Genomic DNA, 24,655 nt, shown 5'->3' with positions numbered 1-24,655 from the left:
CGGAATAGCCAATCGCTTTTGGGGCGATCGCCCTTTTAGGTGGAGTTAGCAGCACGGCAAATCCATCTTATACAGCTAGCGAACTTGCATATCAATTAAATGATGCTGGGGCTAAATATTTGCTAACAGTACCCCAACTGCTAGAACGCGGATTAGAGGCTGCTAGCCAGTCAAAAGTTGAATCAGTATTCGTATTTGGTAATGAATCCCAAACTCTAAATTTACAAAAGCCCCTAAATGAAATGGGTCTAAATTCTCTCAGTAATATCGACATTAAAAACCAGATTGATACCGAAGTTGGTATAAACTTACCTATAGAAGTTTTGCTAGTTGGCTCAAATATTTATTAATTGGTAGATATCCTATTCGACTAATTAACATCAAAAAGTATTAGAATTAATGATGTCATAGATTTAGAAGCTAAGGCGCTCTTAGACATTGTAGTTGCAGTTGGTCTTTCTGGAACAAATCTTCAGCATTAGTTAGTAACAGAGTGCGACTACCTTTGGTAGTAATACCGCTCTTCTTTCTCAACTTATTTAATGCTTTATTCACCATTTGCATGACATGAAACCGATCGTAAACTAGGGTAGCATTAGGAAAAACTTTTTCAATCACCTTGGGAAATTCACCCCACATATCTATACTCACTTGCTCTACTTGTTCTCTCAGATGAGATGGTTGTTGCATCAAGGCTTCTATCACTTCTGATTGTTTATGAGTATTGAGCACATCAAGCAAATATCCCTGTTCAATATCACCAACTACCGTCTTGAAGTGTTTGTGTCCTTTGTGCATACTTAACTCATCTAGACTTAACCGTTTAACTGGTTGCCAAATTTTTTTTGATGCTGTTTACTTACCCCATCAAACATTGCTTTGACTTCATCGTACTTCAACCCCTCTTGCCGACAAACTTCTTGAATACTGCTAGTGGGTCATTTGGTATGAGTGTTGCCATTATTTTTGGCAATAGTTGTCCGCCGAAGAGGACGATGCGTACAGGCACCAGAACCACCAAGAGAGTGAAATCTTTGACGCGCTCTGTCTCGACGTTGCGCTCGTAATCCTGCCCAGACAAACGGCGTTGGTTGTTGGTTCCATCCAAAAGCAGTTGCTTCCAACCACTCAATAATTTGATAGGCTGTTTGCGGATGATGCCCCTCTAGAGCTCGGCGTTTGAGAATTCGTTGAATCGACTCAGCCATATTCAGCCAGCTACCGCCAAGAGGTGTGTAGAGCGGCATGATGCCATGAGCACACAGCCACAATACCAACTGGGGAGTTTTATGTCCGACCAAGTTATCCATCACTAGCAACATTCGCAGTGGCGGTAAGTCGTGTGGGAGTGTAAAGCGTACTTTCAACCCCTGCTGCCAACTTTTCCATAACCGTTGATTTTCTTCAGGCTTGAGTAATCGAGCTGGAGTTGGCAGTGATTGTACAACACTAGCTAATTCTTGCTTGAGCCATTCGTGCAACACAGCATTGGTACAACTGGTAACACCCTTAACTCGTACTTGCCCAGTAGCGGGATGGAATAGCGTTAACAGCTTGGCTGTGCCATTACGGATATATTCATGTTCTTGCCGTGTCGGTTTACCTACTGGCTGCCAATTGCTACCAGGGTAAGGAGCAGTGCCAAATGGTCCCGCCTCGTCTTCGCACCACACACTCAAGCCTAGCTTCTGTCCCTGAGTGTAAGCGCGTTCTATCAGTTTTTTTTTGCCACGGTATCTGGGTCAGTTACTACTACTAGCTTGCCTTTGCGTATGCGCTTCACCTGTCCAGTTTTTAACCAACTGCGGCTCTTTTGCCAGCTATAGCCCGCCTCTTTGAGTACCTGCCAAATTGTATAAGTACTGATTTGGGTTAAGCCATCAGGAGCCTGACGCAAAGCCCGTTGAAGTGTAGCTACTGACCAGGTTGCCGTGCCCTCTTTCTGCCGCTCTGGTTGACGCTGAAATTCGGACAGGATGCGTTGTTTTTCTGGTTCGCTGTATTGCACTACTGCCCCACCGCCATGTCGAGGCTGTAAGGCAGCTAAGCCTTCAACATTGAAGCGACTGACCCACTTGCTGACCGTATCACCACAGCGTAATCCTACTAACTGCGCTGCACTCGTGTAATCAGCCCCAAGAGCCACGGCTAGAATCGCTTTGGCCCGCATGACACTAGCAGATGATTGGGATTGAGAACGGCTCAGTTTTTTCAAGTCGGTTTGTTCTTCATCACTTAACGGTCGCAAAGGTGCTTTTTTTTGCCGTGTCATCACAACCTGAAAAACTATGTATCTTCACTTTAATTGACCATCCTTTTTATGGCAACACTCATACCAAATGACCCACTAGTTGCTACTCTTTGATAGACATACTTTTCATATCTTTTGGTATGCCGCCGTTTGTTTTCCACGAAATCTAGGGGTTCTGTAGTATATCGACCGCAATTAGTACATTCAAACTGCCGGCGAGGAATTTTTAAGTAAACTACTTGACCACAAATAGACAAATCTCTCACTAATATTGGTCTATCTTGATGAATTTCTTCTGTGTAGCACTGGCAATAAGGGCAATTTATTCCACCATTGAGTAGTTTCAAATGAAGGCAGACATACTCTTCAAGCTTTTGACAGCATTCTACTGTAGCGTTGGGCAAGTTTAGAAGGGTATCTAAATAGAAATCCATTAGCTAGAGCGAGAGCTTTTGTTATATGAATAACATTTTACCCCATAACTCCAGAGGACCCAGTGCAACTCGGCTAAATTATGTTTATCCCTACGAAGCTTTAAAGCCTAGCAATGTTTTGGCAACCCAAGAAATCTTCCACTTGGCAAGTTTAGATAAAATTAAAGGGGTACATCATATTTCTACCATTGCTGTTTTTGAGTCATCTTTATATTTGGTTTATATTTGGGAAAAATAGTGGACGAATCAGACCCACTTACTCATAGCTCTGGCATGAAACTTACCTACTCTCAAAGTAAATGAGTTACCGAAAAATTAGCTAATATTGCGCGATCGCGAGGTATTCTCGTTTCTGTCTACAGATCACCCTTTATTTCCGGTCATAGTCAAACAGGTACTTGGTATACAGATGATATTATTTGTCGAATGATCGAAGGTTGCATCCAAATGGGAAGTATGGCTGGTATAACTGACATATTGGATTTATCTCCGGTTGATTATGTCAGCAAAAGCATTGTCTATCTATCCAGACAACGCGAAGCACTTGGTAAATCTTTCCATTTACACAATCCTCAACCTATTTCTTGGCATCAGCTAACAGATTTTCTTCGTTCTTTAAGCTATCCCATTCAGTATGTTTCTTATCAAGATTGGCAGGTACAGCTTAGTAACCAAGCGCGATCGCAGTCGCATCCCTTATATCCTCTTTTACCTTTCTTGCTCAAATATTTTCCAGAACATCAACCAGTTAGAGAACCGAAAATTAGCTGTCAAGCAATGTAGACCGCGCTAGCAGAAAGTTCGATTATCTGCCCTGCGGTAGACAATAAGTTACTGAATACTTATTTTGACTACTTAATTCGTAGTGGTTTTTTGGATGCGAAATGATAAACATCGAACTTTCAAAAAACATAGCAGAGGCTATAAAATATTGCATGGTAGCCAGGATAGTGAATCACAGAAATGAAACAATCTTCATTCTGGAAATGGGCGATCGTAGTTGTTATCGTGGCATTGCTACCGATCGTACCGACAATTAGTAGTGCTGCTCGTGAAAAATATCTCGCGCCCTCAAACTCTAATCAACCATATACCCTAGCGCCCTCGGACGCTCCGATCCCAGGTGAATCTTGGAGTGCGCTCGACACGGCAACTAGTAAGACGATCGGTCAAGTACCCGCCACGAAAAATTTAGATTTGGACTTATCGCTCAACTTACCAAAGCGAGAAAACAAGGTAGAAGTGTTTCGCGAACCTTCTGGGGTGGTTCACATTGAGGCAAAAAATGAAAACGATCTATTTTTCTCCCTTGGGTTTGTTCACGCTAGCGATCGCCTGTGGCAAATGGATTTCCAGCGCCGAACCGTTGCAGGTCGGCTTTCCGAGGTACTCGGTGAGACAACCCTGGAACAAGATACGCTCAATCGTAGCATCGGGCTTTACCGCGCTGCCCAGTCAGCGTATAACAGCCTGCCTCATAAAGTTAAACAGGTGGTAGGGCAATACACCCAGGGAGTCAACGCCTATCTCAATCAGAATCTTCCCCTATCTGAAGAATTTCAACAGTTGGGCTATAAACCCGAACCGTGGCAGCCATCTGATGTTTTGGCGCTACAGAAGTTACAAAGCTTAGGACTATCGACTAATTTTGAGAGTGAATTATTTCGTTCTCAGCTGCTAGCACGGGGACTTAGCTTTGAGCGGATTCAAGAACTCTTTCCGCTCTACACGGGCAATGTCACCATTTTACAGCCAGAGGACATTGAGAAAAATCCCGGCTTGACTGCATCAACTCGTGCGGAGAGACAAGGGGAACGAGGAAGAAGTGTACCTGCTTTACCCACTATCTACGATACTTTAACTAACTCAGGGCAGGCGACAGTGAAGTCAACCTTGGCTTTAAGTCAATTATTCTCTCCCACACCTCTAGCCTCAAATAACTGGGTGGTTGCAGGCGATCGCACCACTACAGGCAAGCCTCTGTTGGCGAACGATCCCCATCTCCGCCTGCAAATCCCGTCCACTTGGTATCTGGTAGACCTTAAGTCTCCTACATTTAAGGCGATTGGTGCTAGCTTGCCCGGACAGCCTGGAGTGGCGATCGGACGCAATCGCCATATTACCTGGGGTGCAACCAGTTTACTAGCAGATGTGCAAGATCTCTACATCCTGGCAGAAACTCCAGATCGAAAAGGTTACGTTTACAAAGATCGGTTTCTTCCCTACCAAGTCCGCACAGAAACAATCAAAGTTTTGGGTAGGGACGATGTTGTCGTTTCAGTGCGGGAAAGCGTTTATGGTCCAGTCATCTCCGATGCCTTGGAAATTAGTCAACCAATGGCGCTGCAATGGGTTAGTCTGGCTCAAGAGGATAACTCTCTGGGTGCATTCCTAGACATCAATCGAGCAAAGAACTGGCAAGAATTCACCCAAGCACTAAAATCCTACGTTGCTCCTGGACTCAACTTTGTTTATGCTGATGTAGATGGCAACATTGGTTATTTCGCACCTGGTCAGATCCCTATCCGGCAACGGGATCATACTGGGCTTGTACCTGTACCAGGAACGGGTCAATTTGATTGGCAGGGCTTCATTCCCTTCGAGCAACTGCCTCAAGTTTACAACCCAAAATCGGGTTTTGTTGTCACTGCCAACAATCGAGTTGCGCCTGATTCTTATCCCTATCAGATTAGTTTGGAATGGGCTGAACCTTATCGAGCAGAGCGCATCCGCGAGCTGATCTTGAGTCAGGATAAGCTATCTTTGCAAGATATGCAGGCAATTCAACTTGACCAAATAACTCTACTCTATCGCGACTTCAAACCAATTCTGGAGCGAATTCAACCAATTTTAAACAGCTTAGATCCCCTTCCTACAGCTACTTTAGACTGGCTGAATCAACTATTAGAGTGGAATGGTAATGTTAGTCCCGACTCTAGAACAGCTACGGTTTTTGAAGCATGGTACACGGAGTTGACCAAGATTTCGGCAGCAGCGATCGAGCAGGAATTCTTGGCAGGGAACCAGATAGAGCCTACTCCTCGCTTTCTATTGCAAGCATTTGCGAAGGGCGATTTAGCCTTTGGCGGAACGCCAAAACAATTCCTAAATATTGCTGCTGAAGCGTTGCAAAAAGTCGCGATCCACTTTGGCAATGCCGTACCTCAGTGGGGGGAAATTCATCAGGCAGTGTTTGAAAATCCAGCCTTTCCGTCAATTAGCCGTCAGGTTCCCTTTGGGGGCGATCGCTACACTATCAATGTTGGGACATACGATTCCCAGACTTTTCTAATGCGAAACGGATCTAGCTATCGTCAACTGATCGACCTCAGCAATCTAGAAAACTCCCAGTTTATTCATCCGATTGGTCAATCCGGACAGCTATCATCTCCTTTTTTCGATAATCTACTCCCCCTGTGGCAGCAAGACCAGTATCTGCCGATGAAGACTAAGGATTTCCCAATAGCTGCACAGTAAAGCTGAAATACAGAGATAATTATGAAATTGCTCAAAGTAAAGCATTTGAAATAGCAGGGTAAGCGCATCTCAAATGCTATTGACAAGCGGATTTAGAGGCACGATTGTATTGGGATAAGCAAGCAGCAAGAATGGTCAGCATGTAGTGATTGTCCATAGCGGCTCGATTCGACTTTTGGCGATTACTACGCTGGAACGATTGCTCCAGGTTCAAGGCATTAAGAGCAATTCGTCGCAGCAGTGCTAAATTTTGTGGAGCATGACCAGTACGGACGCGGCAAGCATCTTCATTGAAAGTGACATCCATGCTCCAATGTAGACTATTTTCAACACTCCAATGCCAACGAATAGCTTGCCCCAGTTGAGGCGCATCATAGTTCAAACTAGTAGAGCTTGGCGTAAATTCGGCTATGCTTGATAGGTTCTCCTGAATAAGTCAAGCGCCTTGCCGAAATCAGCCCCTAAACCTCTGACGTTAGATGAAACCGCACGTCAACAACTCAAACAATTAGTAGCTCGACATCGCACCCCCCAACAAATCGCCATGAGAGCCGAAATCATTCTGCTGGCAGACGAGGGATACAATCACAGGGAGATTGCCAGCAGGCTGAATATCAGTCGGGACATGGCAAGGTTATGGCGAGAACGATGGTTAACCTTAAGCGAGAAAGATTTGCCTGTAGAGGAACGGTTGCAGGATGCGGAACGTCCGGGAACCCCTGCAACATTTAGCCTGGAACAAATGCTGCAATTGTTTGCTTTAGCCTGTGACAAGCCAGAAACCTACGGGCGACCCATCAGTCATTGGACACCGAGAGAACTGGCAGATGAACTGGTCAAACAGGGAATTGTAGAGCGGATCTCGCCTCGGCATGTGGGACGATTATTAGAGGAAGCGACGCTCAAACCACATCAGTCCGGTTACTGGTTGAATCCCCCCCCGACCCTGCGTTCGACGACAAAGTCACCGTCATCTGCGATACCTACTTGAGTGCCTCAGAACGAGCCAAGGCAGGAGAACGAACCATTAGTATTGACGAAATGACCGGAATTCAAGCGCTGGAGCGGAAAGCCAAAAACCTGCCGATGCGACCAGGCAAGCGAGAACGACAGGAGTTTGAGTACATTCGCCACGGCACCCAAACCTTGATTGCTAGTTTCGATGTTGCCAGTGGACAAGTGATTCATCCAACCGTTGGAGAGACTCGCACCGAGGCAGACTATCTCACCCATATCCAACAAACCCTGGCAACGGCTGCCGATGCTTCCAAATGGCACCTAGTGATGGACTGCTTAAACATCCATCAATCAGAATCGTTAGTACGGTTTGTCGCTCAAGTTGAACAAATCACTGATGACCTGGGGATTAAAGGCAAGCAGGGCATTCTCAAATCCATGCACACTCGCGCTGCTTTTTTGAGTGATCCGACCCACCGAATTGTGTTTCACTTCACTCCCAAGCATTGTTCCTGGTTAAATCAGATTGAAATCTGGTTCAGTATCTTAGTACGGAAGCTACTCAGGCGAGCCAGTTTTACCACTCAAGCTGATTTGAAAGCGCGTATCCTTGAATTCATTACCTATTTCAACCATACGATGGCAAAACCATTCCAGTGGACATATAAAGGTAAGGCACTGGCTGCTTAACGGTAGGCGTATTTCCGCCAACCTCTACTAGTTAAATAAAACTGAACTTCACGGGTGGTTTTATGCCAAAGATGTCGTAGCCGCACTACCATGACAACGCATTGAAGTCCGACCCAATCATTTTGGTTGTGTAAAGTTGGTAGTTGAGAAATAGGAACGCACCAAACTTGTCTTTTTTCAGTACGATGATGACCTTTCTCTAGCCGTTCATCATAACTATGAATAATCCCTTCAAACCCTTGAGCTAAGTATTGCTCAAACCAATCTTTCACTTGTCCGTGAAGTGTAGGATGATTACCTTTAAGCGATAAGATATAATCAGCTTTGGCGTTAAAAATCTGAGATGCGATGGCGGTTTGTGTACCCATGGCATCAATCGTAATAATGCATCCTGCTATATCTAATAATTCCAATAACGCCGGAATTGCCGTAATTTCGTTAGATTTATCTGCCACCTTAACTTGTCCTAAAACCAGACGATGTTCGCACGCCCATGCGCTTACCAAATGTATTGCTGATTTTCCCTGTTCTCTGTCGTAGGAGCCTTTGAGGGTCTTACCATCGATGGGGATTACTTGCACTCCTACTGCCTCAACTACAGATTTTACCCAGCCTCGAAAGCATCGCTCAAATACTTGTGGATTAATCCGTTCAAATACTCGTCTAAATGTATCTGCACTTGGAATACCTTCAGGTAAAGCTAAAAACTGCAAGAGCCATTCGGATTTACTTAATCCATAATTTTCCATGTCCTCCCATCCCTTACCTCCGGCAATTACTGACAATATTCCAATGATTAAAATATCTGTTAATACATGGACACGAGTTCTTTCTACACGTGGATCTTCTATCTCGCTAAAAACTGATACTATTTTTTCTGTCAGTGCACTCGCCTTTGCTCTACTCAAATCTTTTGAGCTTTTAATCGTTTGTTTTGGAGATTTGAAACCTGATGCCATGAGACTGACCCGTTGTAAGGATTCAGGTCTAAAGTTGAGGTATTAGAGATGGTACCTGCACAGAAGGGTTGACCATTGCTGTTATAGCTTGCACAAAAAGTTCAATTACGGAACGTCCCTGACGGCGGCAGGTTTGTATGACTGTCAATAAATTAGCAGTATCTTTGAACCGTTGCATAGAACGGGAACCAATACTTCTCGGTTAAGGCTAGAATCAAGTAAAGAGGAGAGTGTGGATTGAGATAGCTAGGAGCCAATGCAGTTGAAAGAATTCTCGTTAATTTCACCGGTAATTGAGTCGAGTCATGTGTTCAAAGCAATAGAAACGGCCATACCGATTGAAGTGATTGAACAAACTATTGGTAATACAGAAGTAAGAGAAGAACGTAAGCGCAAACTACCATCGAGTCTAGTGGTGTGTTTAGTGATTGCCATGAGCCTGTGGTCAAATGATTCGATGGCAAGCGTGTTGAAGAATCTGGTCAATGGGTTAAGCAGAGAGTGGACAAAATTAGGCAAGTACTGGAAAGTACCAAACAGCGCCTCAATTAGCGAAGCTAGGCAGCGATTAGGAAGCCGGGTAATGAGTCGGCTATTTGAGCGAGTAGCACGCCCACAAGCTACAAACCAAACGCCTGGAGCATTTTTGGGGGGACTGAGGGTGATGGCAGTAGATGGAACCGTGCTAGATGTACCGGACTCGAAAGCGAATGCTAGAGTTTTTGGATATCCAGCTTCTCGTCGGGGTACACGAGCGGCATTTCCTAAAGTCCGAGTGGTGATATTGATTGAAGCGGGTACACATTTAATCGTAGATGCACTGATGTGTCCCTACCGAATCGGCGAACGGGTAAGAGCGAAAAAACTGCTGCGTTCTGTCAGCGAAGGAATGCTATTAATGTGGGATAGAGGCTTACATTCCTATGCAATGGTGCAAGCAACATTAGCAACCCGATGCGATTACTTGGGACGAGTACCAGCTAATGTCAAATTTTCAGTGGAAAAAGTTTTGGATGATGGCTCTTATCTAAGTTGGATTCATCCTGATGGGAAGTCCAAGAAAAAAGGCGCAACTAAGATCGCAGTACGAGTAATTGAGTACACCATTGATACCGAGCAGGGAAAGCATTCCTATCGTCTGATTACTAGCAAGCTAGATATCGCCTTGTTCCCGGCTTTATTGCTAGCAAACGAATATCATCAGCGTTGGGAAGTTGAAAATACTATCGACGAACTCAAGACTCATCTACTTGGACGCAAAACTCCAATTCGTTCTCTCAAACCGCGTGAAGTTGTGCAAGAAATTTACGGCTGGCTGTTGGGGCATTATGCCGTGCGCTATTTGATGTTTACTGCCGCCCAGCAAGCAGGAATATCTCCTCTGCGCTTGGGTTTTACAGGTACACTTAAAGTTATCCGTCGTGCAATTGGCGACTTTCAAGACATTCAACCAGAGGAACTACCTTTTTTTTCACCAAGCTAATTACAGACATCTTGGCTGAAAAAATTCCCCCACGACAGGCTAGAAGTAATCCGAGAGTGGTCAAAAAGCCACGCTCGAAGTTTTCATCCAAAAAGCCGGTTCACAGGGGGGCAGGGTTCATCCGAACACCGCTAGTTTTTTCTATTACTAATACTGCTTAACCCTTAACCAAGAAGTATTGGAACGGGAACCTCCACTGACTTTTCGTTTAGTGACAGCTAAACGTAACGTTCGTTCAGCTAGGTTATTATCTGGAGGTATCTGCGGATGGTCTAAGAAATACCACCATTGATGTGCTTTCTCTCGTAATGAACTTATCAGTTTACCAGCTTCTCCTCCAGCTTTTCCAATCCATTCATTGAGAGAGGATTCAACTAGTAATTTAAACTGTGATGCCCAACTCAAGAACTCTAGAATATCTTGATTTTGTTGAAATTTTGCGTAATTTCTAAAGCCTTCATCGATCAACTTGACAAACACCTTGCCAATTTCAAGGTTATTTAATCCTGGGAGCTTAAGTAATTTTTTAAAGTGGCGACGTAGATGAGCCAAACATTTCTGTTGAGCTTTTACGTCATAACCGTTGTAGACAGAATAATCATCAGAACTAACTACACCGTCGTAGTTCAAACCCAAGATAAATTCTAATTCGACGCGCGACCGAGTGTCTGCGGCATGAAACAAAGCGAAATTGGTGTTGGCAAAAATCCACAACCATTCTTTTACACCTTTAACTACCCAAGGTGTTTCATCTACATGAATATTTGGCTGCGTCTGTTGTATCCACTCTTTGAGAGAGTTAACACTTTGCTCAACTGCACTATCTATTCTTTCATTTGTACTGACTAGGGTTCCCACCCCAATTTCTATTTCACCCAGTTCCCATAACAGTTCTTGCTGCTTTTCATAAGACAAATGCCCGTAGTTATTTATCCACCCTAAAAAGGCTTGAAGTTTTATACCGATGTCTTGTCCTGGAACTATATCTGGTGACCAGCCTGCTGTTTTTTCGTTTCCACACTGCTGGCAGACACAAGTATAACGATGATATTCAACTATCGATATTGGGCGTTCTACTAACTGTGCAACTTGTTGTATTTCAACTTTTATTGGTTCAAGTGAAAAACCACTCATTCCACAACATTCACACAGCTGTGGACGTAAAATTTCAAACCGATCTACCCTGTCAAAACCTTTACGAGTTTTACCTGGATGACCTGGTTGTCCTCCTGGCTTCCGTTTTGAAGTTTTGTCCTCTTCATCCGCTACCTCTTGTTTCTTTTCGGATTTTTTGAGGATATCCCCCGATGGCGGTTTCGATGATATTTTACTATCCCGATCTCTACTAACCTTGAGTTTTTCTACTTGTTGTTCTAGTTCTACTATTGTTTTGTTTAATTTCTCGATCGTCCGTGCCTGCTCGATGATTATGTTCACCAGTTGCTCTGGTGCCAGCTTTTCAAGGCTTTCATCGTCTAGTTTTTGGAGCAGGTCTTTTTGCATAATTGCTATATTCTGCCTCTGTCACCACACTTGTCAATACTCTTTGACCTGAATCCTTACGACCCGTTAAGTATGATAGACGCTTTGAGTCCTTAGCGTACTACTTAACATCTTTCATACTCAAATCATCTCTACCAACCTACAGTTGTGCAACATAATCTGTAATCTTAGCTACAAAATTAGATGCGCTTACCCTGTTTGAAATAGCTGGACTAGCTCGAACAAAATTTATTCATACTTTGTTTCGTTATCGAGTTAATTTTATGCAATATGCTTTTTGAATTTACTGCCCAAAACTTACCAGCAAGTTTTCATCTTTTTAACAAAATTTTACACCACAATGAGACTAGCAATTGTTTTGAAAAAGCGCTAATCATGACGTTCTTGCATGAAGCGTAGAAGTGTTATTTTTTGTTTACTGAATGAAATGCCCTATCACGAGAATTTAATATGTATATAATCCATCCATCTACATCCTTGAATCGAGGTGTGAAGTTTCAGCCCCAGTTGCAGAGATATTCTTTAGGAGAAGAGCGATGAAGGTACGTGCTGTTTCTATGCTTTATGCAACCGTGGCTTTGTTGATTTCTCCCGCTCCTGCGCGGTCGGCGATCGAAAAAGTTGTTGGAGGTGGTAGCGTTCATCAGGGTGAAACACGCCGCATTACTGCGATCGGAGATGGAATCAATTTTGCAACTTCGGTCGCTTCCTCAGATGCGCGGATTGGTGTCAGGCTTCTCAGTCAGAAAGGACTGGCACAGGGTAGAGCAAAAGGGCAGATTGTACTGGAGGTAACTGTTCCTCTTGATATCCCTAAAGAGCGGGATTTTAACCTGACGGTTAAAATAGCCCCAAACCTTTATTACCCCAAAGGAGGTTCTGAAACGGTTCGGCTAAACGTGAAGGAATATCCCAACAGTTCTTGGAGACCTTTGTTTCATTTTGCCCCCTCATGGGGATGGATGAACGATCCGAACGGTCTTGTCTACATCAACGGAACATACCATCTTTATTATCAGGCAGTTCCGTTCTCCAGGGATAATAATGGTCAACTAAACTGGGGACACGCGGTTAGCAAAGATCTGGTTCGCTGGTCTAGGCGCAGAGACGCAATGTTCAGTCCGCCAATGGATCTGCTTCCTAGTAGCGACGATCGAAATCAAGTCTGGTCTCCCTTTTCGGGTTCTGCGGTGGTCGTTAGTGGTGAGGCAGCGAAACAGTTCCCCTGCGTCTGCTCAAACCTTTGTGTTGCTGCGATATTCACAAAGAATACTCCGGCGCTCGCACTCCAAGACCAGTGGCTTGCTGCTAGCTGCAATGGGGGCGAGTCTTTTAAAGTGCCAGAGAGCGTGCTGCCAAACTTGACACCTTCTACTGAGCCAGATTTTCGAGATCCGAAGGTATTCCCCTATAAAGGGCGCTGGATTATGGTGTTAGCGGTTGGAGATAAAGTCGAGCTTTACGAGTCGGCGAATCTGAGACGGTGGAAACTCCTGTCTTCTATCCCGTTCTATAGTAGCCTCACCACTAATGGTCCTTTCGTCGAAACTCCAGATTTGATCGAGTTGCCTGTCAGCAATTTGAAAACTAGCCAGACCAAGTGGATACTGACTTATAGCGAAGGGTTTCTTCTGACCGAGGTATGCCAGGGTCTTCGAGACAGTACCGGAATGCCGATTGCTGACTCCAAACCCAAACAGGAATGTGAAAGGTCACGAAAGTTTACCTCACGTAGCTTCTACATAGTCGGTGAATTTGATGGTAAGCAGTTCAAGCCGGAGTCACAGCCTCGACCTTTAGATTTTGGTCCAGATTTTTTTGCGCCTCAAACCTGGTCTGGCACTCCAGGACGACGAATCCTAGCTGGCTGGCAAAATAATTGGCGATACGCTCTGAAAGTTCCAACAACGCCCTGGCGAGGGCAATTGAGCATTCCGCGAAACCTAGGGCTGATGAGAGACTCTAACACCTATTGGCTGACTCAAACTCCGGTTCCCGAACTAGCGGTTCTGAGAAATTCTGCTGTCGGGCGCGTAACTCGGTTGCGGGATAAACCACTTACCAACAAGACACCGAGGGAGCTGAAGAATTTTCGTTCCACTGCATTCGATGCTAACCTGGTAATTGATGTGGCTGGTTTGCCCAAAGTGAACTCTGAAGTAAAGATTCATCTGCGATCGGGTAAGACAGGGCAAGGAATAGTGTTGGCATGGCGACGTACTGGTTCCAACAAGGGAGAGCTATCACTAACACGCTCTACTTCTGAAGCGGGTGGATTGACTTCACAATTGAAACAACCAGAGTCTGGGTTTATCGGTAAATGGTTGTCTGCCTCTGTTCCTCTTGCAGTACCAACACAGCAACTCGTATCAGACTTCAAAAATGCCAAATCCAATCAAGGAGCGTATATAACTCGGATACCTGTTGAAGCGCGTGGCACGAATAATAGTATCTTAAAACTTCGGATTCTCGTGGATCGAAGTTCGGTAGAAGTGTTTGCAGGCGATGGACGAGTGGTGTTAAGCAGTTTATTCTTTCCTAATTCATCCAATAAAGAGTTCAAGATTTATGCAATAGGAGGAAATGCAAAGATAGTAAGCTTAGTTATCTACCCGTTCAGTGATGACTGATGATTTCAGACTGCAAATTACGGTAGTGTTCTAGTACGACAGTTGTAGATCGATAAGAGCTAGAATGTATGTAGAGCAATCTATTTCATCTTATGGTTCTAGTACACTCAAACACAAACAAAGCGAACGAAGGAGCAGTTGAACCAGTATTAGCACAGTTTAACGAGCTTGAAAAACGCATTGCTTCTCGCTTCGCCAGATTAGAAGCTAAACAAGCAGCGCTGGCATATACTAAAGGACTAATCAGCCCGGTGGAGCGCAAAAATAGCTGGCAATTGGCTGAAGCGATAGGGGATAGAGATCCTTACAGATTCCAGAATTTGTTAAATCGTGCCGCTTGGGATGCGGATACCGTGCGGGATGATTCCACCTGTAAATTATCCGTTGATGCCACTAGACTAGGAGAACGACCAGAGATGGGTGGAAACGAGCGTCAAAAGGAGCAAAGTATGAGAGCAAGAGTGGAAATAGTGATTCGAGATGAAGCAGGGAATATTTTGAGCCATCTAGCGCCACACGAGATAGATTTAGGGGGTCAAAGTTTGCATGAGATCGAGGGAGCAGTTGAAAACTGGAAACAGCAGGCACTACCCGAAATAGAAGCAAGCTTGTTAACTGGGGCTCAAACCCAGTTCACGCAAGAGATAAAAAAAACAGAAATTTAATTGTAACGGCACACGACTGGTATGGATTAAGACAATACATGGAAAGTTTGTATTCGGTTTACAGAAATACCAATTTGATGGACGAGAAACCAACTACTTAGCTCTAACAAATCAATTGCAATCAGGCTATATGAGTTCAAGATTGCAGGAGTTTTGTGGTTACTACAGTAATCGCCTCAGTTATGAAGAAGTAGCTAGTTTAGTAGAAAGAGTTAGTGGAGAGAGACTATTAAGTGACCAAAAGATAGGACAAATAGTAAGTAACAAAGCTCTAGAATTTAGCCAAGAAATTTATGAAAGTACAAGAATAACTCTGGCTAAAAGTAACCAAGATGTAGTGAAAGTAAATCCCACAGTAAATATTTACCAGCCAGAATCAAAAGAAATTCTTTTATTTGAGGATGGCATCCAAGTAAAAGGGCAGAAAGAGCAAAGACAAGCCAGAAACCAGCTCGTCAGGGAAGGTGAGAGCTTGAGTGAGCTTGTCACTAAAACTCCAGCCATCATAACAGATATTGTATTATGACAAAAAGCAACTGGGGAGTTTGAATACATAGCTGCGCCTATTGATGCAAAAGGGAAAGATTTACTCACCTTAGCCAGTGTAGTTAAAGCTAAAGTCATACAAGAATATGGGAGAAAAACTTTTCCATTAAATTTAGTAGCGATTACTGATGGAGCTAGAACTATTCGTCATCGGCTTCTCAGCATTTTTGGTGTAGCAGTTACCGTGGTTTTAGATTGGTATCATCTGAGCAAGAAACTCCGAGAATTGATGTCAATGATTGCTGTCAATAAGCTGGAAAAAGTCCAGCACTTAAAATTTCTACTCTCACATTTATGGCAGGGTAAAACCACCGTTGCCCTAGAGTACTTGAAGCACCAGGTTAATGCTAAAAATTTGGATAAATGGGATGAATTAATGGGTATGACCAAATTCTGATAGTCAAACGATGGCTGAATTTATTGCCCAGCAAGGAATACAACTTTTGATGACCAAACAGATAGATCCCCCAAGAAACAGGAAATGACAGCAAAAATCGATACTGTTGTTTATGGTCGTAAATCCATCAACGAAAGCGATACAACGCATGTATATTCTGCTGCCACATCAGAATTTGGTCATACCCTAACCCAGCGTCTGCTTCAGACTGCGCGATCGCCACCCATTCTGCCCCGATTAATAATGGAACGTTGTCCTACAACTCGGTTGGCGCTGGACAGCCGATCTTACTGCTGCATGGACTATTTGCTGACAAAGAGCAGTGGGACAGTATGATGTGTCAGTTATCTAAGGCGGGTTATCGGGCGATCGCTCCTGACTTACCTGGCTACGGTAACAGTTCTCTTGCCGCAACGAGGGACTATGCCCTGGAGAATCAGGTTGAACTGCTGCACCAGTTCGCGAATCAATTAGGAATTCGCTCCTTCGATCTGGCAGGGAGTTTGATGGGGGGAGCAATCGCCGCCCTTTATAGCCAGCGTTACCCTCAACAGGTGCGTAGCCTGGCGTTTATCGGTGCGCCATTAGGTGTAGTTGATTGGGCTGCGAGTGTCAGAAATTCCATTTTGGACGGCATAAACCCCTTTATTCCGATCTCTAAAGAACAGTTTGACTTGGAAATTAGCCTGCTGTTTGTCACGCCACCCACCATCCCTGATACTGTTAAAACAGAGAGAGTGAACGACTACATCACTCGTAACCGCCACTACCAACAAATTTGAGATATCGTGAACCTGTACGATGACGTTCTCTGTCAAGGGCGATCGTCTCAACTTCCCACCCTTGCTATCTGGGGTACAGAAGACAAGATTTACGATATTAGTGGAACCGAGCGGCTGCAACGCTGCATTCCCGAAAGCCAAACGCTCCGATTACCCAAGGCAGGACATTTGCTGCTAATAGAAAACTCAAAGTCAGCAACTGCGGAATACTTAAGATTTCTGGTTGGGATGCAAAAACTAGTATGGTAGAAAGGATGTGAGAATGGAGCGTTCTCAAATGTGCTGAAGAAAAAATGCTCCTAATATTGCATTCGTCTGCTACGCGATCGACTTATAAGTTGGGAAGCAATTAGGTGCTACTTGATACAGAAAGCTAAATCAGAATAATTAACCTAAATAACACAATCATTTAGCTAGCAGAAAGTATGATGGTTAAACAAATTGAAAAACTGAAATCTCCTAAATTTATCCAACAGATCGAATCAACCCTAAAACCAATGGAGTTTTTGGATCGTTGCGCCAAAAATTATGGAGAGCTATTTTTTACTAATTCTTTTGGCAATCTAGAAACTTTGGTTGTCAGTCATCCCCAGGATCTGCAAGAATTATTTAATCCCACAAATAAAATTCTTGATGCTCCAGGTGCGGCTAATGAAATCTTCAAACCTCAAATTGGAGAGAACTCATTAATTGTACAAGATGGAGAACGCCATCAGCGTCAGCGGAAGCTAATGACACCTCCCTTTCATGGCGAACAGATGCTTAGTTATGGGCAACAGATTTGTGAGATTACCCAACAAGCGCTCCAACACCTCAAACCAGGTGAAACCTTTATCGTCCGTCATTTAAGTGAAAACATTACCATGACGATTATCTTAAAAGTAGTCTTTGGTATTGACGAGGAATTAAAGTTTAAGAAACTGAAAAACTTAATGGCAACTTGGCTGGATTTGACGAGTTCACCACTCAGCGCTAGTGTCTTATTGCTTCCGTCTTTACAAAAGGATTTAGGTGCTTGGAGTCCTTGGAGAAAATATCTTCGTTTGCGACAACAGATCGATGAAAAACTGATGGCGGAAATATTGGAGCGTCGCCAACAAGTGCAATCGAGTCGTTTGGATATTCTGAGTTTGCTAATCCAAGCGAAATATGAAGATGGAGAAGCTATGAGCGATCGCGAATTAAGAGATAATCTCTTAACTTTACTCAATGCCGGTCATGAAACTACTGCTACTGCGATCGCTTGGGCTTTATACTGGATTCATCAACAACCAGAAGTCTATGAGAAAATATTGCATGAGTTGCAAGGTTTAAATACTCCCGACCCGATGAGAATTGCTCAACTGCCTTATCTAACAGCAGTTTGTCAAGAAACCTTGCGGATCTACCCTGTAGTTCTTTTCACTTTTCCTAGAATTACTCTACGCTCTGTCAATTTAAGGGGATATCACATTGCTTCTGGAACATATGTGACACCCTGTATCTATCTGACTCATCGTCGTGAAGATTTATATCCTCAACCACTCAAATTTCAACCAGAAAGGTTTATTAATCGGAAATACACATCTTATGAATTTTTTCCCTTTGGCGGAGGTTCTCGTCAGTGTTTGGGTCAAGTATTTGCCCTGTTTGAAATGAAACTAATTCTAGCGACAATTCTCTTAAATTCTCAGTTAAAATTAGAAGAAAAAGCTCCCGTTACTCCAGCACGTCGAGGTTTTTTAATGGGTCCTCAAGGTGGAGTAAAAATGAGTAAGAGCGATCGCTCCTGCCCGTTAGACAATAACTGTTCAATGTATATATGAACTCTCATGAATCAGAGTGATGGATAAAGCCTATGCTTCAAAAGGTTGTCATCATTGGAGCCGGTCCAGCTGGACTGCTACTTGCCCATTATTTATTGCGTCGGGGCAAGTATTGTGTTGAGCTTTACGAACAGCGTGCTGACCCGCGTTTGGTTGATTTATCGCAAGACCGCACGTTTCCGCTCTCGCTTCAGGAACGCGGCAGAAAGGCATTTCGCGCTCTGGCAGGGTTAGAGGAGGCGATCGCTAGAGCTGGTGTGTTTTGCAATGGATCGATAATGCATCGCAAGCAGGGCAAAGCTCGTAAGATTTCGCGTGCAACCCCGCTGCTGACGATCGATCGCAATCGCCTGGTGATGATTCTCTTGCAGCACTTAACCCAAACCTACACGTCAGAACAACTTCTAGTTAAGTTTGGCTGTCAGTGCGTCCAAGTGGACAGGAGAGCTAAGACCGTGACGTTGCAGATGGGACAGGGTGAGGCTTTTACTGTTACATACGACGCTCTTGTAGCAGCAGATGGAGCGCGATCGCACGTTCGTGACTATTTAGCCCTAGATGCAGGTTTGCAGTGCAAGCTAAACTACGTACCGGATGCATATAAGTCAGTGTATCTCAACCGATTGAATCCATCTGGGGGGTTGGAGCTAGAGCCTGACAAGATTCATGGATGGTATCGGGACAATCAGACGCGGATGCTGATGGTGCCTCAGCCTGGAGATCGGCTCAATGGGTTAGTTATTTTTGATGCCCAGGAAAATCCGCTTTCAAGTTTATCTACCAAAGAAGAGGTTTTGACGTTTTTCCAACAGAACTTTCCCTTGTTTGGGCAGTTGATGTCTCAGGAAGAGGCAGAAGCGTTCTGGCATCGTCCGGTAGGGCGGGTGTTAACCGTAAGTTGCGATCGTTTTCATGATGGTGATAGTATTTTGCTGATTGGGGATGCAGCTCATGCAGTATCGCCGTCGCTGGGGCAGGGGTGTAATGCCTCATTGGAAGATGTGCTGATTTTTGGGCAGTTGTTAGAGCAGTACGAGGATGATTGGGCGCTGGTGTTACCTGCCTTTTCCGAACAACGAGTTCCTGATGCTCATGCGCTGGGGGAATTATCAAACTATTCGTTTCCACGCACCAAGGCGTTAGTCTTTGAGTTTTTCTTACGGTTGACGATGAGCAGGCTGTTGCATAGATGGTTCCCTCAGTGGGTGAAGCCGTTTGTCTTCGATCTGGTGCTAGATCGAGATTTGTCCTATTCCCATGTGTTGAACCTTAGCCAGAGCTGGATTAATAAGGTCAAGCGATCGTCGCCTCATGCCTCGTGAAACACCAATAAGATTGGCGCATTTGCGATCGCGACCGGTCATTTGTCATTTGTATGTTTACTATTCCCCACCGCCTACTCCCTACCTAAGTACAGGACAAAAATTCTAAGGCATTGAGAAACTCATCAGCCTCTTGCTCCAAGTTAAGGACAATCCTACGTAAGTGGTCAAAACCACGGCGAAACAAGCTCTTGGCTTTGCGTCCATGCTTTTTCAATTTCAGGGGTTTAATTTCGTGCAACCATTGACCTGTCCGAAAAGCCCAGCACAGAGCTATAGTTAATAGAGCGAAGAGTTTGCTCAAGCGTTCTGAGTCTGTAAAGTGGGTGGATTCCAAACAAAAGCCGCGAGTCTTGAAGATGCCAAATAAGGTTTCAATTCCCCACCTAGCTGCGTAATCAGTGATGGCAGTTGAAGGTGAATTTGGAGTCACAACCACTAACAAATCGTTATCCTCTAGCCGTAGGGCAGCCACATACAACCAGTAACCCCATAAACGACGACGTTTAGGTAAAATCTGAGTTTGTTGAAGTTTGAGATGTTGAAAGACGATACCCGCCTTGAGGCTTCGCCGCCCATCACTCAAGCAATCACTGGCTCGAATACGGATACGAAAAGGAATCATTGGTTGTTTGAGCAGGTATCCAAACCAATCGTGTCCTAAAAACTCTCGATCTGCTGTTAGATAAGCAATTTTACGTTCTGGGAACAGGGTGTTTATCTCCTCCATCAACTCGATACGCTCGCTTGTGTTGGAGTTACCCTTTTTATCCAGCATCCACCACAGGACTGGAAATGCCACCCCTTGATGAACGATGCCCAAAGTCAGAATATTGAAGGTGGTTTGCCCAAACTGCCAATCGGTGCGATCCAAGCTCAATATCCAAGGTTCAGGGATATTCATCAGTCCCACAATCACTTTAGCAATCTCATAGTAATTGAGTTCAAATTCGCGAAAGAACCGTTGTAAGCGTTTATGATGAGAGTCTGTCTGCGCCTGTCCCATAAAACCAGCCGCTAGCTCAGTCAAATTGACTGTTTTAACCCGAAATAAAGCGATGAGAAACATTGCCAGAAAGCTCAAGCGTGCCCCGTGCCATGCTAGATGGGGCTGCAACGTTTGCCGTAGTAGAGTAACCTGATTCATAGGGTTTCATTGGACTATTCGCAATTTCCATGAAACCCTTTCCTGCTCCAGTTTTCAAGGTTTTGTCCTGTACTGAGACTCCCTACTTGCATTTAGATACTTACATATCGATCGTTGATGGATTTACGACCATAAACAACAGAATTGATTTTTGGTGTCATTTCTTGTTTCTTAGGGGATCTATCTGTTTAGTCATCAAAAGTTGTATTCTTTGCTGGGCAAAAAATTCAGCCATCGTTTGACTATCAGATTTTGGTCATACTCCTTCTGACAGTTGCAGCACTCGAGCAATGCCTGCCAGTGAGATCCGTTCGAGTAACAACCGATCGATTAATCCTTGCTGTTCCTCTGCAGCGGCTGCCATTGCGGATTGAGCACGAACTGTCGTCTGCAGTCTCGACATTTGTAGTTCTGTTTGCCGTGTCGGGTATGACCATTGCAACTCACATCTTCAGACCCACAGCTTGGACATGCATGGATTTGTTTGGTCATCATCACGGCTCTCAATCACTCTCTACATCATTAGATTTTCTCTCATCCTTTCCCAAAGAGCACTACCTTGGGGAAGCGTTCCTCATCGCCGTTAGTTGGGTGCGGCGGAACGCCAAAGTCCAGTTCTGTTTGCGCTGCTTGAATGCGCACTTGATAAGCTTTCAAGCTAAATTTGTCATAGTTCAATGAACCAATAGACTTGTCCGAAATATAAATTTATGAGAGAAAAAGATGGTAGGTGTGTTTGATTTGTCCTACCATCATGATAAATCCAATTGATTATATCCATAAGTATCCCCATCGCAGCAAGCAGATTTTGGGAATCAGCTACAAGCAGTTTCTTCAACTAGTGGAACAAGCAAGTTTATGTCAAAGTGAACAACGTTCGCAGATAGAACAAACAAAAATCCGGCTCAATGCACCTGGGGGTGGAAGAAAACCAATTTTATCAACGGAAGGTGAAGTTGGTTTGTGTTTATTTTACCTGAGACATCTACCAACGTTTGAAATTTTAGGACTGCAATTCGGTATTTCTAAAACTTCAGCAAATGACATCTTCCATTATTGGTTAAGAATATTACAAGAAATCCTCCCAGCAAGTTTGTTGGAGCAAGTGAAAAATCAGGTGGGTGATTCTGAAGTTGTCAAGGAACTATTGACAGAATTTGAGTTACTAGTCGATAGCACAGAGCAGCGCAGACAACGCCCCAACGAGTATAAAGAACAAAAAAAGTTCTACTCAGGAAAGAAGAAAAAACACACCTTTAAAAACCAGTTCATTATTCTTCCCCAAGCACAGGATATTGTCGATGTGATAGTGGCTCAGCCAGATCCTGCCAGTGATATTAATTTACGATCCGAGTTCAACAGAAAAAATTTGCTGCCCAGCAGCAGTTCAAAGGTGATAAAGCTTATATAGGAGAAAAGAACGTTGCCACTCCACATAAAAAACCTAAAAATCGGGAACTAAGCGACATCCAAAAGCAAGAAAATCAAGCTTTTTCTAGTGGTCGAATACTAATAGAACATCTAATTAGATTGGTGAAAGTTTTTCAAGTTGCCGCTCAAAGATTTCGTCTGCGCTCTCAAACTTATCAACAAGCCATATTAACAATTTGCGGATTAGTAAGACTACGAATAGGAGCTTTAGTTCTACCTGCTTTAACCGATGAAAAAGGAGCGCTCGCCATGAGTTAGCATCAATTATCTTTTCAGGTATTACTAACTGCAACTATCTCAAACACCTATTTTTAGGTTGAGGCTGGCTGAGCATAACAAGATGAAACACATCCCTCAAAGCCAGCCATAGTAAGCTTTTGAGAATTTTCGGAAACATCTAATACTTCTAGCCTGGGCAGCATTTCCTCTTGTTTTAGAGGAGAAAGGGGAACCTGTAACCCCTACGACAACGCTAGCGGCAGTAAAAATCCCAGCGTGACCAAGAAATGAACGTCTGCGTAAGAAAGGTCGTGTCCTAGCTGCATTAGACATACTTAAAGGCTTAATTTCGGATGTACTGTGGCTGAGATTCGTCTGTTGAGAAGTTTGCTTGGAAGTGGGGTCAGGTTCCATGAGATTTACTCTATAGTTAGAAAGTGAAATATTGGCTTAACTCGCATCTTGCACTTCTGCCTTAAAAGATGGGAGAAAACGGCGTGAAACACATTGAACGCAAGAACGATGTCAACCATCCTTAAGCGCGGGACAAGGGTTAGTTTACACTCCGCTGGGTGTGATGCCATATAATACCAGCGAGAGAGTCTACAAGCAATATTGGGATTATTTTTACAAGCTTAAGGACATCCCTTACCGTAGCACAGTAAGCTTATTTATCAATGCAAACGCATCTTGCTGAATCCTCTTCTTTAGTAGAGTCCAGTAATTTTACACCTGTAGAAGTAGAAGTGGCTTTAGGAGAAATTTTAGAACAACTTACTTAAGACGAAATATGAGAACAATTGTTCTCAAAAAGTTGTGTTGTAAAGCTCGATACGGGAGGTGGTAGAGTGAAAAATCGTGCTTGCTCTCTCTCATTCCCAGGTAGTGTTGTAAAAACTTGAGTTAGACAGAGAACCCTGTTTCCAGGAGTTGAATTATGCAGCTACCCCAAAGAGATGATACATGAATTTGACTCGTTCCCTAATGGCAGATATGATACATGAATTTGACTCGTTTCCTAACGGCTCCTTTCTCCACATTTTCAATTTGACCTTTGTGCATCATATTCATAATTTCATAACCCCTGATTGTTCGCCGTGCCGTATTGAATGAGCCAAAGCCCATCCCAGGTTTAACTAGTACAACGCGGCATAAGTAACCCAATCATTATCATGGGAGAATAAGTAAGTAGATAAAAAGTGGTTTTAGTTGACAATTAAGGAATTAGATGTGGCACGATTAGCTCCAAAAGACTTAAATCTAAACGATTCTGAACGGAATGAACTGCAACAGTTGATAAACCCACACAGTACACCACAACAAATCGTACTACGAGCCAAAATAATTCTACTGGCATCTGAGGGGAAAAATCATCACGAAATCGCTATGGCTCGTTTATGGCGAAACCGATGATTGGAAACCTGTGGATGCGAATGCGAATTATCTATACCCCAAAGATTGCAAGACTCCGAGCGTGCTGGTGCACCCGTAAAATTTAGTATGGAGCAAGTAACCCTTGCTATTTGCGCTGGCATGTTCGCCACCAGAAGACTACGGACGACCAATCAGTCATTGGACACCAAGAGAACTGACAGACGAAATTATGAAACAAGGCATTATCAAAAGTATATCGCTTCGTCATGTAGTTAGATCATTAGAGGAAGCCGCAGGGCAAACGCATCTTGTCAATAAAGGGCAATTAGCCACTAATTGTTGCGAATAAACTCATTAAAGGGCAGCTTGTTGAGAACTTATTCTCTAGATATAGCGTAGGTTGAAGCCCAAGACACTATGTATATTCTCTGGCAAATTTAGATGCGTTTGCCCTGGAGGAAGCCGAACTTAAACTCCACGCCTTGTCGCTACTGGTTAACCCCTCTGAGGATGAAGAGTTTGACGCAAAAGTTGAAGATATTACAGGTTTATACATCAGCGCAATTAAGCGTTACCAAGGCGG

General features: G+C 43.9%; 27 protein-coding genes and 5 pseudogenes. 20 read left to right on the top strand and 12 right to left on the bottom strand.

Features of this window, described 5'->3' with window-relative positions; translation table 11 throughout:
- Positions 1 to 11: 11 nt before the first annotated feature.
- Complete coding sequence (locus N4J56_RS35025; protein WP_317111748.1) at positions 12 to 350, top strand: AMP-binding protein; 339 nt, start codon at positions 12 to 14, stop codon at positions 348 to 350.
- A 70-nt stretch (positions 351 to 420) separates the two neighbouring features.
- Here the strand turns inward: N4J56_RS35025 and N4J56_RS35020 are convergent, their stop codons facing one another.
- The 4 genes from N4J56_RS35020 to N4J56_RS41570 form a co-directional block, all read right to left on the bottom strand.
- Positions 421 to 840, bottom strand: coding sequence for a transposase (locus N4J56_RS35020; protein ID WP_317111747.1), 420 nt, complete (start codon positions 838 to 840; stop codon positions 421 to 423).
- Between the two features lie 98 nt (positions 841 to 938).
- Positions 939 to 1,673 carry a transposase gene (locus tag N4J56_RS35015; RefSeq protein WP_317105834.1) on the bottom strand — a complete coding sequence of 245 codons (735 nt, stop codon included), beginning with the start codon at positions 1,671 to 1,673 and terminating at the stop codon, positions 939 to 941.
- A gap of 41 nt (positions 1,674 to 1,714) precedes the next feature.
- Positions 1,715 to 2,272, bottom strand: coding sequence for a helix-turn-helix domain-containing protein (locus tag N4J56_RS35010; RefSeq protein ID WP_317105833.1), 558 nt, complete (start codon positions 2,270 to 2,272; stop codon positions 1,715 to 1,717).
- Positions 2,273 to 2,301: 29 nt separating this feature from the next.
- Complete coding sequence (locus N4J56_RS41570; RefSeq protein ID WP_410500743.1) at positions 2,302 to 2,685, bottom strand: transposase family protein; 384 nt, start codon at positions 2,683 to 2,685, stop codon at positions 2,302 to 2,304.
- Positions 2,686 to 2,710: 25 nt separating this feature from the next.
- Here N4J56_RS41570 and N4J56_RS35005 point away from each other — a divergent pair, with 25 nt between their 5' ends.
- From N4J56_RS35005 to N4J56_RS34995, 4 genes and pseudogenes are all read left to right on the top strand, one after another.
- A complete protein-coding gene (locus N4J56_RS35005; RefSeq protein ID WP_317111355.1) occupies positions 2,711 to 2,923 on the top strand; it encodes an SDR family oxidoreductase in 213 nt (70 codons plus the stop codon).
- 86 nt (positions 2,924 to 3,009) lie between these two features.
- Positions 3,010 to 3,141 (top strand): annotated as a pseudogene (locus N4J56_RS41565) (SDR family oxidoreductase); the annotation flags it as partial.
- Positions 3,142 to 3,468 carry a hypothetical protein gene (locus tag N4J56_RS35000; RefSeq protein WP_410500741.1) on the top strand — a complete coding sequence of 109 codons (327 nt, stop codon included), beginning with the start codon at positions 3,142 to 3,144 and terminating at the stop codon, positions 3,466 to 3,468.
- 180 nt (positions 3,469 to 3,648) lie between these two features.
- The gene (locus N4J56_RS34995; RefSeq protein ID WP_106217037.1) at positions 3,649 to 6,162 is read left to right on the top strand and encodes a penicillin acylase family protein; all 2,514 of its coding nucleotides are present in this window, start codon (positions 3,649 to 3,651) and stop codon (positions 6,160 to 6,162) included.
- 76 nt (positions 6,163 to 6,238) lie between these two features.
- On the opposite strand, the gene N4J56_RS34990 is transcribed toward N4J56_RS34995, so the two are convergent.
- Positions 6,239 to 6,544: an ISAs1 family transposase gene (locus tag N4J56_RS34990; protein WP_410500740.1), complete on the bottom strand. Its 306-nt coding sequence runs from the start codon at positions 6,542 to 6,544 to the stop codon at positions 6,239 to 6,241.
- Positions 6,545 to 6,607: 63 nt separating this feature from the next.
- On the opposite strand from N4J56_RS34990, the gene N4J56_RS34985 reads away from it, so the two are divergent.
- The gene (locus N4J56_RS34985; protein WP_317109060.1) at positions 6,608 to 7,153 is read left to right on the top strand and encodes a helix-turn-helix domain-containing protein; all 546 of its coding nucleotides are present in this window, start codon (positions 6,608 to 6,610) and stop codon (positions 7,151 to 7,153) included.
- 50 nt (positions 7,154 to 7,203) lie between these two features.
- Entirely contained in the window at positions 7,204 to 7,809 is a 606-nt protein-coding gene (locus N4J56_RS34980; RefSeq protein ID WP_410500594.1) for an IS630 family transposase, read from the top strand.
- Here the strand turns inward: N4J56_RS34980 and N4J56_RS34975 are convergent.
- Together N4J56_RS34975 and N4J56_RS34970 are read right to left on the bottom strand one after the other, a co-directional pair.
- Positions 7,806 to 8,768, bottom strand: a complete 963-nt coding sequence (locus tag N4J56_RS34975; protein ID WP_410500739.1) for an ISAs1 family transposase — start codon at positions 8,766 to 8,768, stop codon at positions 7,806 to 7,808. The two genes, N4J56_RS34980 and N4J56_RS34975, sit on opposite strands and share 4 nt — an antisense overlap.
- Before the next feature lie 28 nt (positions 8,769 to 8,796).
- Positions 8,797 to 8,958: pseudogene (locus N4J56_RS34970) on the bottom strand (IS66 family transposase); the annotation flags it as partial.
- Positions 8,959 to 9,024: 66 nt separating this feature from the next.
- On the opposite strand from N4J56_RS34970, the gene N4J56_RS34965 reads away from it, so the two are divergent.
- On the top strand, positions 9,025 to 10,251 hold the full coding sequence (locus tag N4J56_RS34965) for an IS4 family transposase (protein WP_317108117.1): 1,227 nt from the start codon (positions 9,025 to 9,027) through the stop codon (positions 10,249 to 10,251).
- Positions 10,252 to 10,431: 180 nt separating this feature from the next.
- Here N4J56_RS34965 and tnpC read toward each other — a convergent pair.
- A pseudogene (tnpC, locus tag N4J56_RS34960) lies at positions 10,432 to 11,754 on the bottom strand (IS66 family transposase); the annotation flags it as partial.
- A gap of 536 nt (positions 11,755 to 12,290) precedes the next feature.
- Between tnpC and N4J56_RS34955 the strand changes: the two are divergent.
- From N4J56_RS34955 to N4J56_RS34915, 9 genes are all read left to right on the top strand, one after another.
- Complete coding sequence (locus tag N4J56_RS34955) at positions 12,291 to 14,384, top strand: glycoside hydrolase family 32 protein (protein WP_317111353.1); 2,094 nt, start codon at positions 12,291 to 12,293, stop codon at positions 14,382 to 14,384.
- 92 nt (positions 14,385 to 14,476) lie between these two features.
- Positions 14,477 to 15,049: a hypothetical protein gene (locus N4J56_RS34950; RefSeq protein WP_106217039.1), complete on the top strand. Its 573-nt coding sequence runs from the start codon at positions 14,477 to 14,479 to the stop codon at positions 15,047 to 15,049.
- A gap of 130 nt (positions 15,050 to 15,179) precedes the next feature.
- Positions 15,180 to 15,575, top strand: a complete 396-nt coding sequence (locus N4J56_RS34945; protein ID WP_106217040.1) for a hypothetical protein — start codon at positions 15,180 to 15,182, stop codon at positions 15,573 to 15,575.
- Positions 15,576 to 15,779: 204 nt separating this feature from the next.
- Positions 15,780 to 15,992 carry a hypothetical protein gene (locus N4J56_RS34940; RefSeq protein ID WP_146139731.1) on the top strand — a complete coding sequence of 71 codons (213 nt, stop codon included), beginning with the start codon at positions 15,780 to 15,782 and terminating at the stop codon, positions 15,990 to 15,992.
- Between the two features lie 84 nt (positions 15,993 to 16,076).
- Positions 16,077 to 16,328 (top strand): hypothetical protein, encoded by a 252-nt coding sequence (locus N4J56_RS34935; RefSeq protein WP_317111350.1) that lies wholly within the window; start codon positions 16,077 to 16,079, stop codon positions 16,326 to 16,328.
- Entirely contained in the window at positions 16,325 to 16,774 is a 450-nt protein-coding gene (locus tag N4J56_RS34930; RefSeq protein WP_317111348.1) for an alpha/beta fold hydrolase, read from the top strand. Before N4J56_RS34935 ends, N4J56_RS34930 begins: the two co-directional genes overlap by 4 nt.
- 6 nt (positions 16,775 to 16,780) lie before the next feature.
- Positions 16,781 to 17,023, top strand: coding sequence for an alpha/beta hydrolase (locus tag N4J56_RS34925; RefSeq protein WP_317111347.1), 243 nt, complete (start codon positions 16,781 to 16,783; stop codon positions 17,021 to 17,023).
- A gap of 176 nt (positions 17,024 to 17,199) precedes the next feature.
- The gene (locus N4J56_RS34920) at positions 17,200 to 18,579 is read left to right on the top strand and encodes a cytochrome P450 (protein WP_317111346.1); all 1,380 of its coding nucleotides are present in this window, start codon (positions 17,200 to 17,202) and stop codon (positions 18,577 to 18,579) included.
- Between the two features lie 32 nt (positions 18,580 to 18,611).
- Positions 18,612 to 19,901 (top strand): FAD-dependent oxidoreductase, encoded by a 1,290-nt coding sequence (locus tag N4J56_RS34915; RefSeq protein WP_106217042.1) that lies wholly within the window; start codon positions 18,612 to 18,614, stop codon positions 19,899 to 19,901.
- A gap of 85 nt (positions 19,902 to 19,986) precedes the next feature.
- Here the strand turns inward: N4J56_RS34915 and N4J56_RS34910 are convergent, their stop codons facing one another.
- The 3 genes and pseudogenes from N4J56_RS34910 to N4J56_RS34905 form a co-directional block, all read right to left on the bottom strand.
- On the bottom strand, positions 19,987 to 21,048 hold the full coding sequence (locus tag N4J56_RS34910) for an IS4 family transposase (protein ID WP_317111345.1): 1,062 nt from the start codon (positions 21,046 to 21,048) through the stop codon (positions 19,987 to 19,989).
- A gap of 363 nt (positions 21,049 to 21,411) precedes the next feature.
- A pseudogene (locus N4J56_RS41560) lies at positions 21,412 to 21,540 on the bottom strand (IS1 family transposase); the annotation flags it as partial.
- A 42-nt stretch (positions 21,541 to 21,582) separates the two neighbouring features.
- On the bottom strand, positions 21,583 to 21,726 hold the full coding sequence (locus tag N4J56_RS34905) for a hypothetical protein (RefSeq protein WP_317111344.1): 144 nt from the start codon (positions 21,724 to 21,726) through the stop codon (positions 21,583 to 21,585).
- Positions 21,727 to 21,802: 76 nt separating this feature from the next.
- Here N4J56_RS34905 and N4J56_RS34900 point away from each other — a divergent pair, with 76 nt between their 5' ends.
- On the top strand, positions 21,803 to 22,459 hold the full coding sequence (locus tag N4J56_RS34900; protein WP_317111343.1) for a transposase family protein: 657 nt from the start codon (positions 21,803 to 21,805) through the stop codon (positions 22,457 to 22,459).
- The gene (locus N4J56_RS34895) at positions 22,396 to 22,737 is read left to right on the top strand and encodes a transposase family protein (protein WP_317111743.1); all 342 of its coding nucleotides are present in this window, start codon (positions 22,396 to 22,398) and stop codon (positions 22,735 to 22,737) included. Before N4J56_RS34900 ends, N4J56_RS34895 begins: the two co-directional genes overlap by 64 nt.
- A 942-nt stretch (positions 22,738 to 23,679) precedes the next feature.
- Here N4J56_RS34895 and N4J56_RS34890 read toward each other — a convergent pair.
- A pseudogene (locus N4J56_RS34890) lies at positions 23,680 to 23,838 on the bottom strand (IS6 family transposase); the annotation flags it as partial.
- Positions 23,839 to 23,928: 90 nt separating this feature from the next.
- On the opposite strand from N4J56_RS34890, the gene N4J56_RS34885 reads away from it, so the two are divergent.
- A complete protein-coding gene (locus N4J56_RS34885; protein WP_317111342.1) occupies positions 23,929 to 24,111 on the top strand; it encodes a hypothetical protein in 183 nt (60 codons plus the stop codon).
- The last annotated feature ends 544 nt before the right edge of the window (positions 24,112 to 24,655 follow it).

The organism is Chroococcidiopsis sp. SAG 2025 (assembly GCF_032860985.1).
In the GTDB taxonomy this organism is placed as follows: domain Bacteria; phylum Cyanobacteriota; class Cyanobacteriia; order Cyanobacteriales; family Chroococcidiopsidaceae; genus Chroococcidiopsis.
Note: the sequence above shows the minus strand (reverse complement) of the source record. Positions and strands in the feature narration are given on the sequence as shown.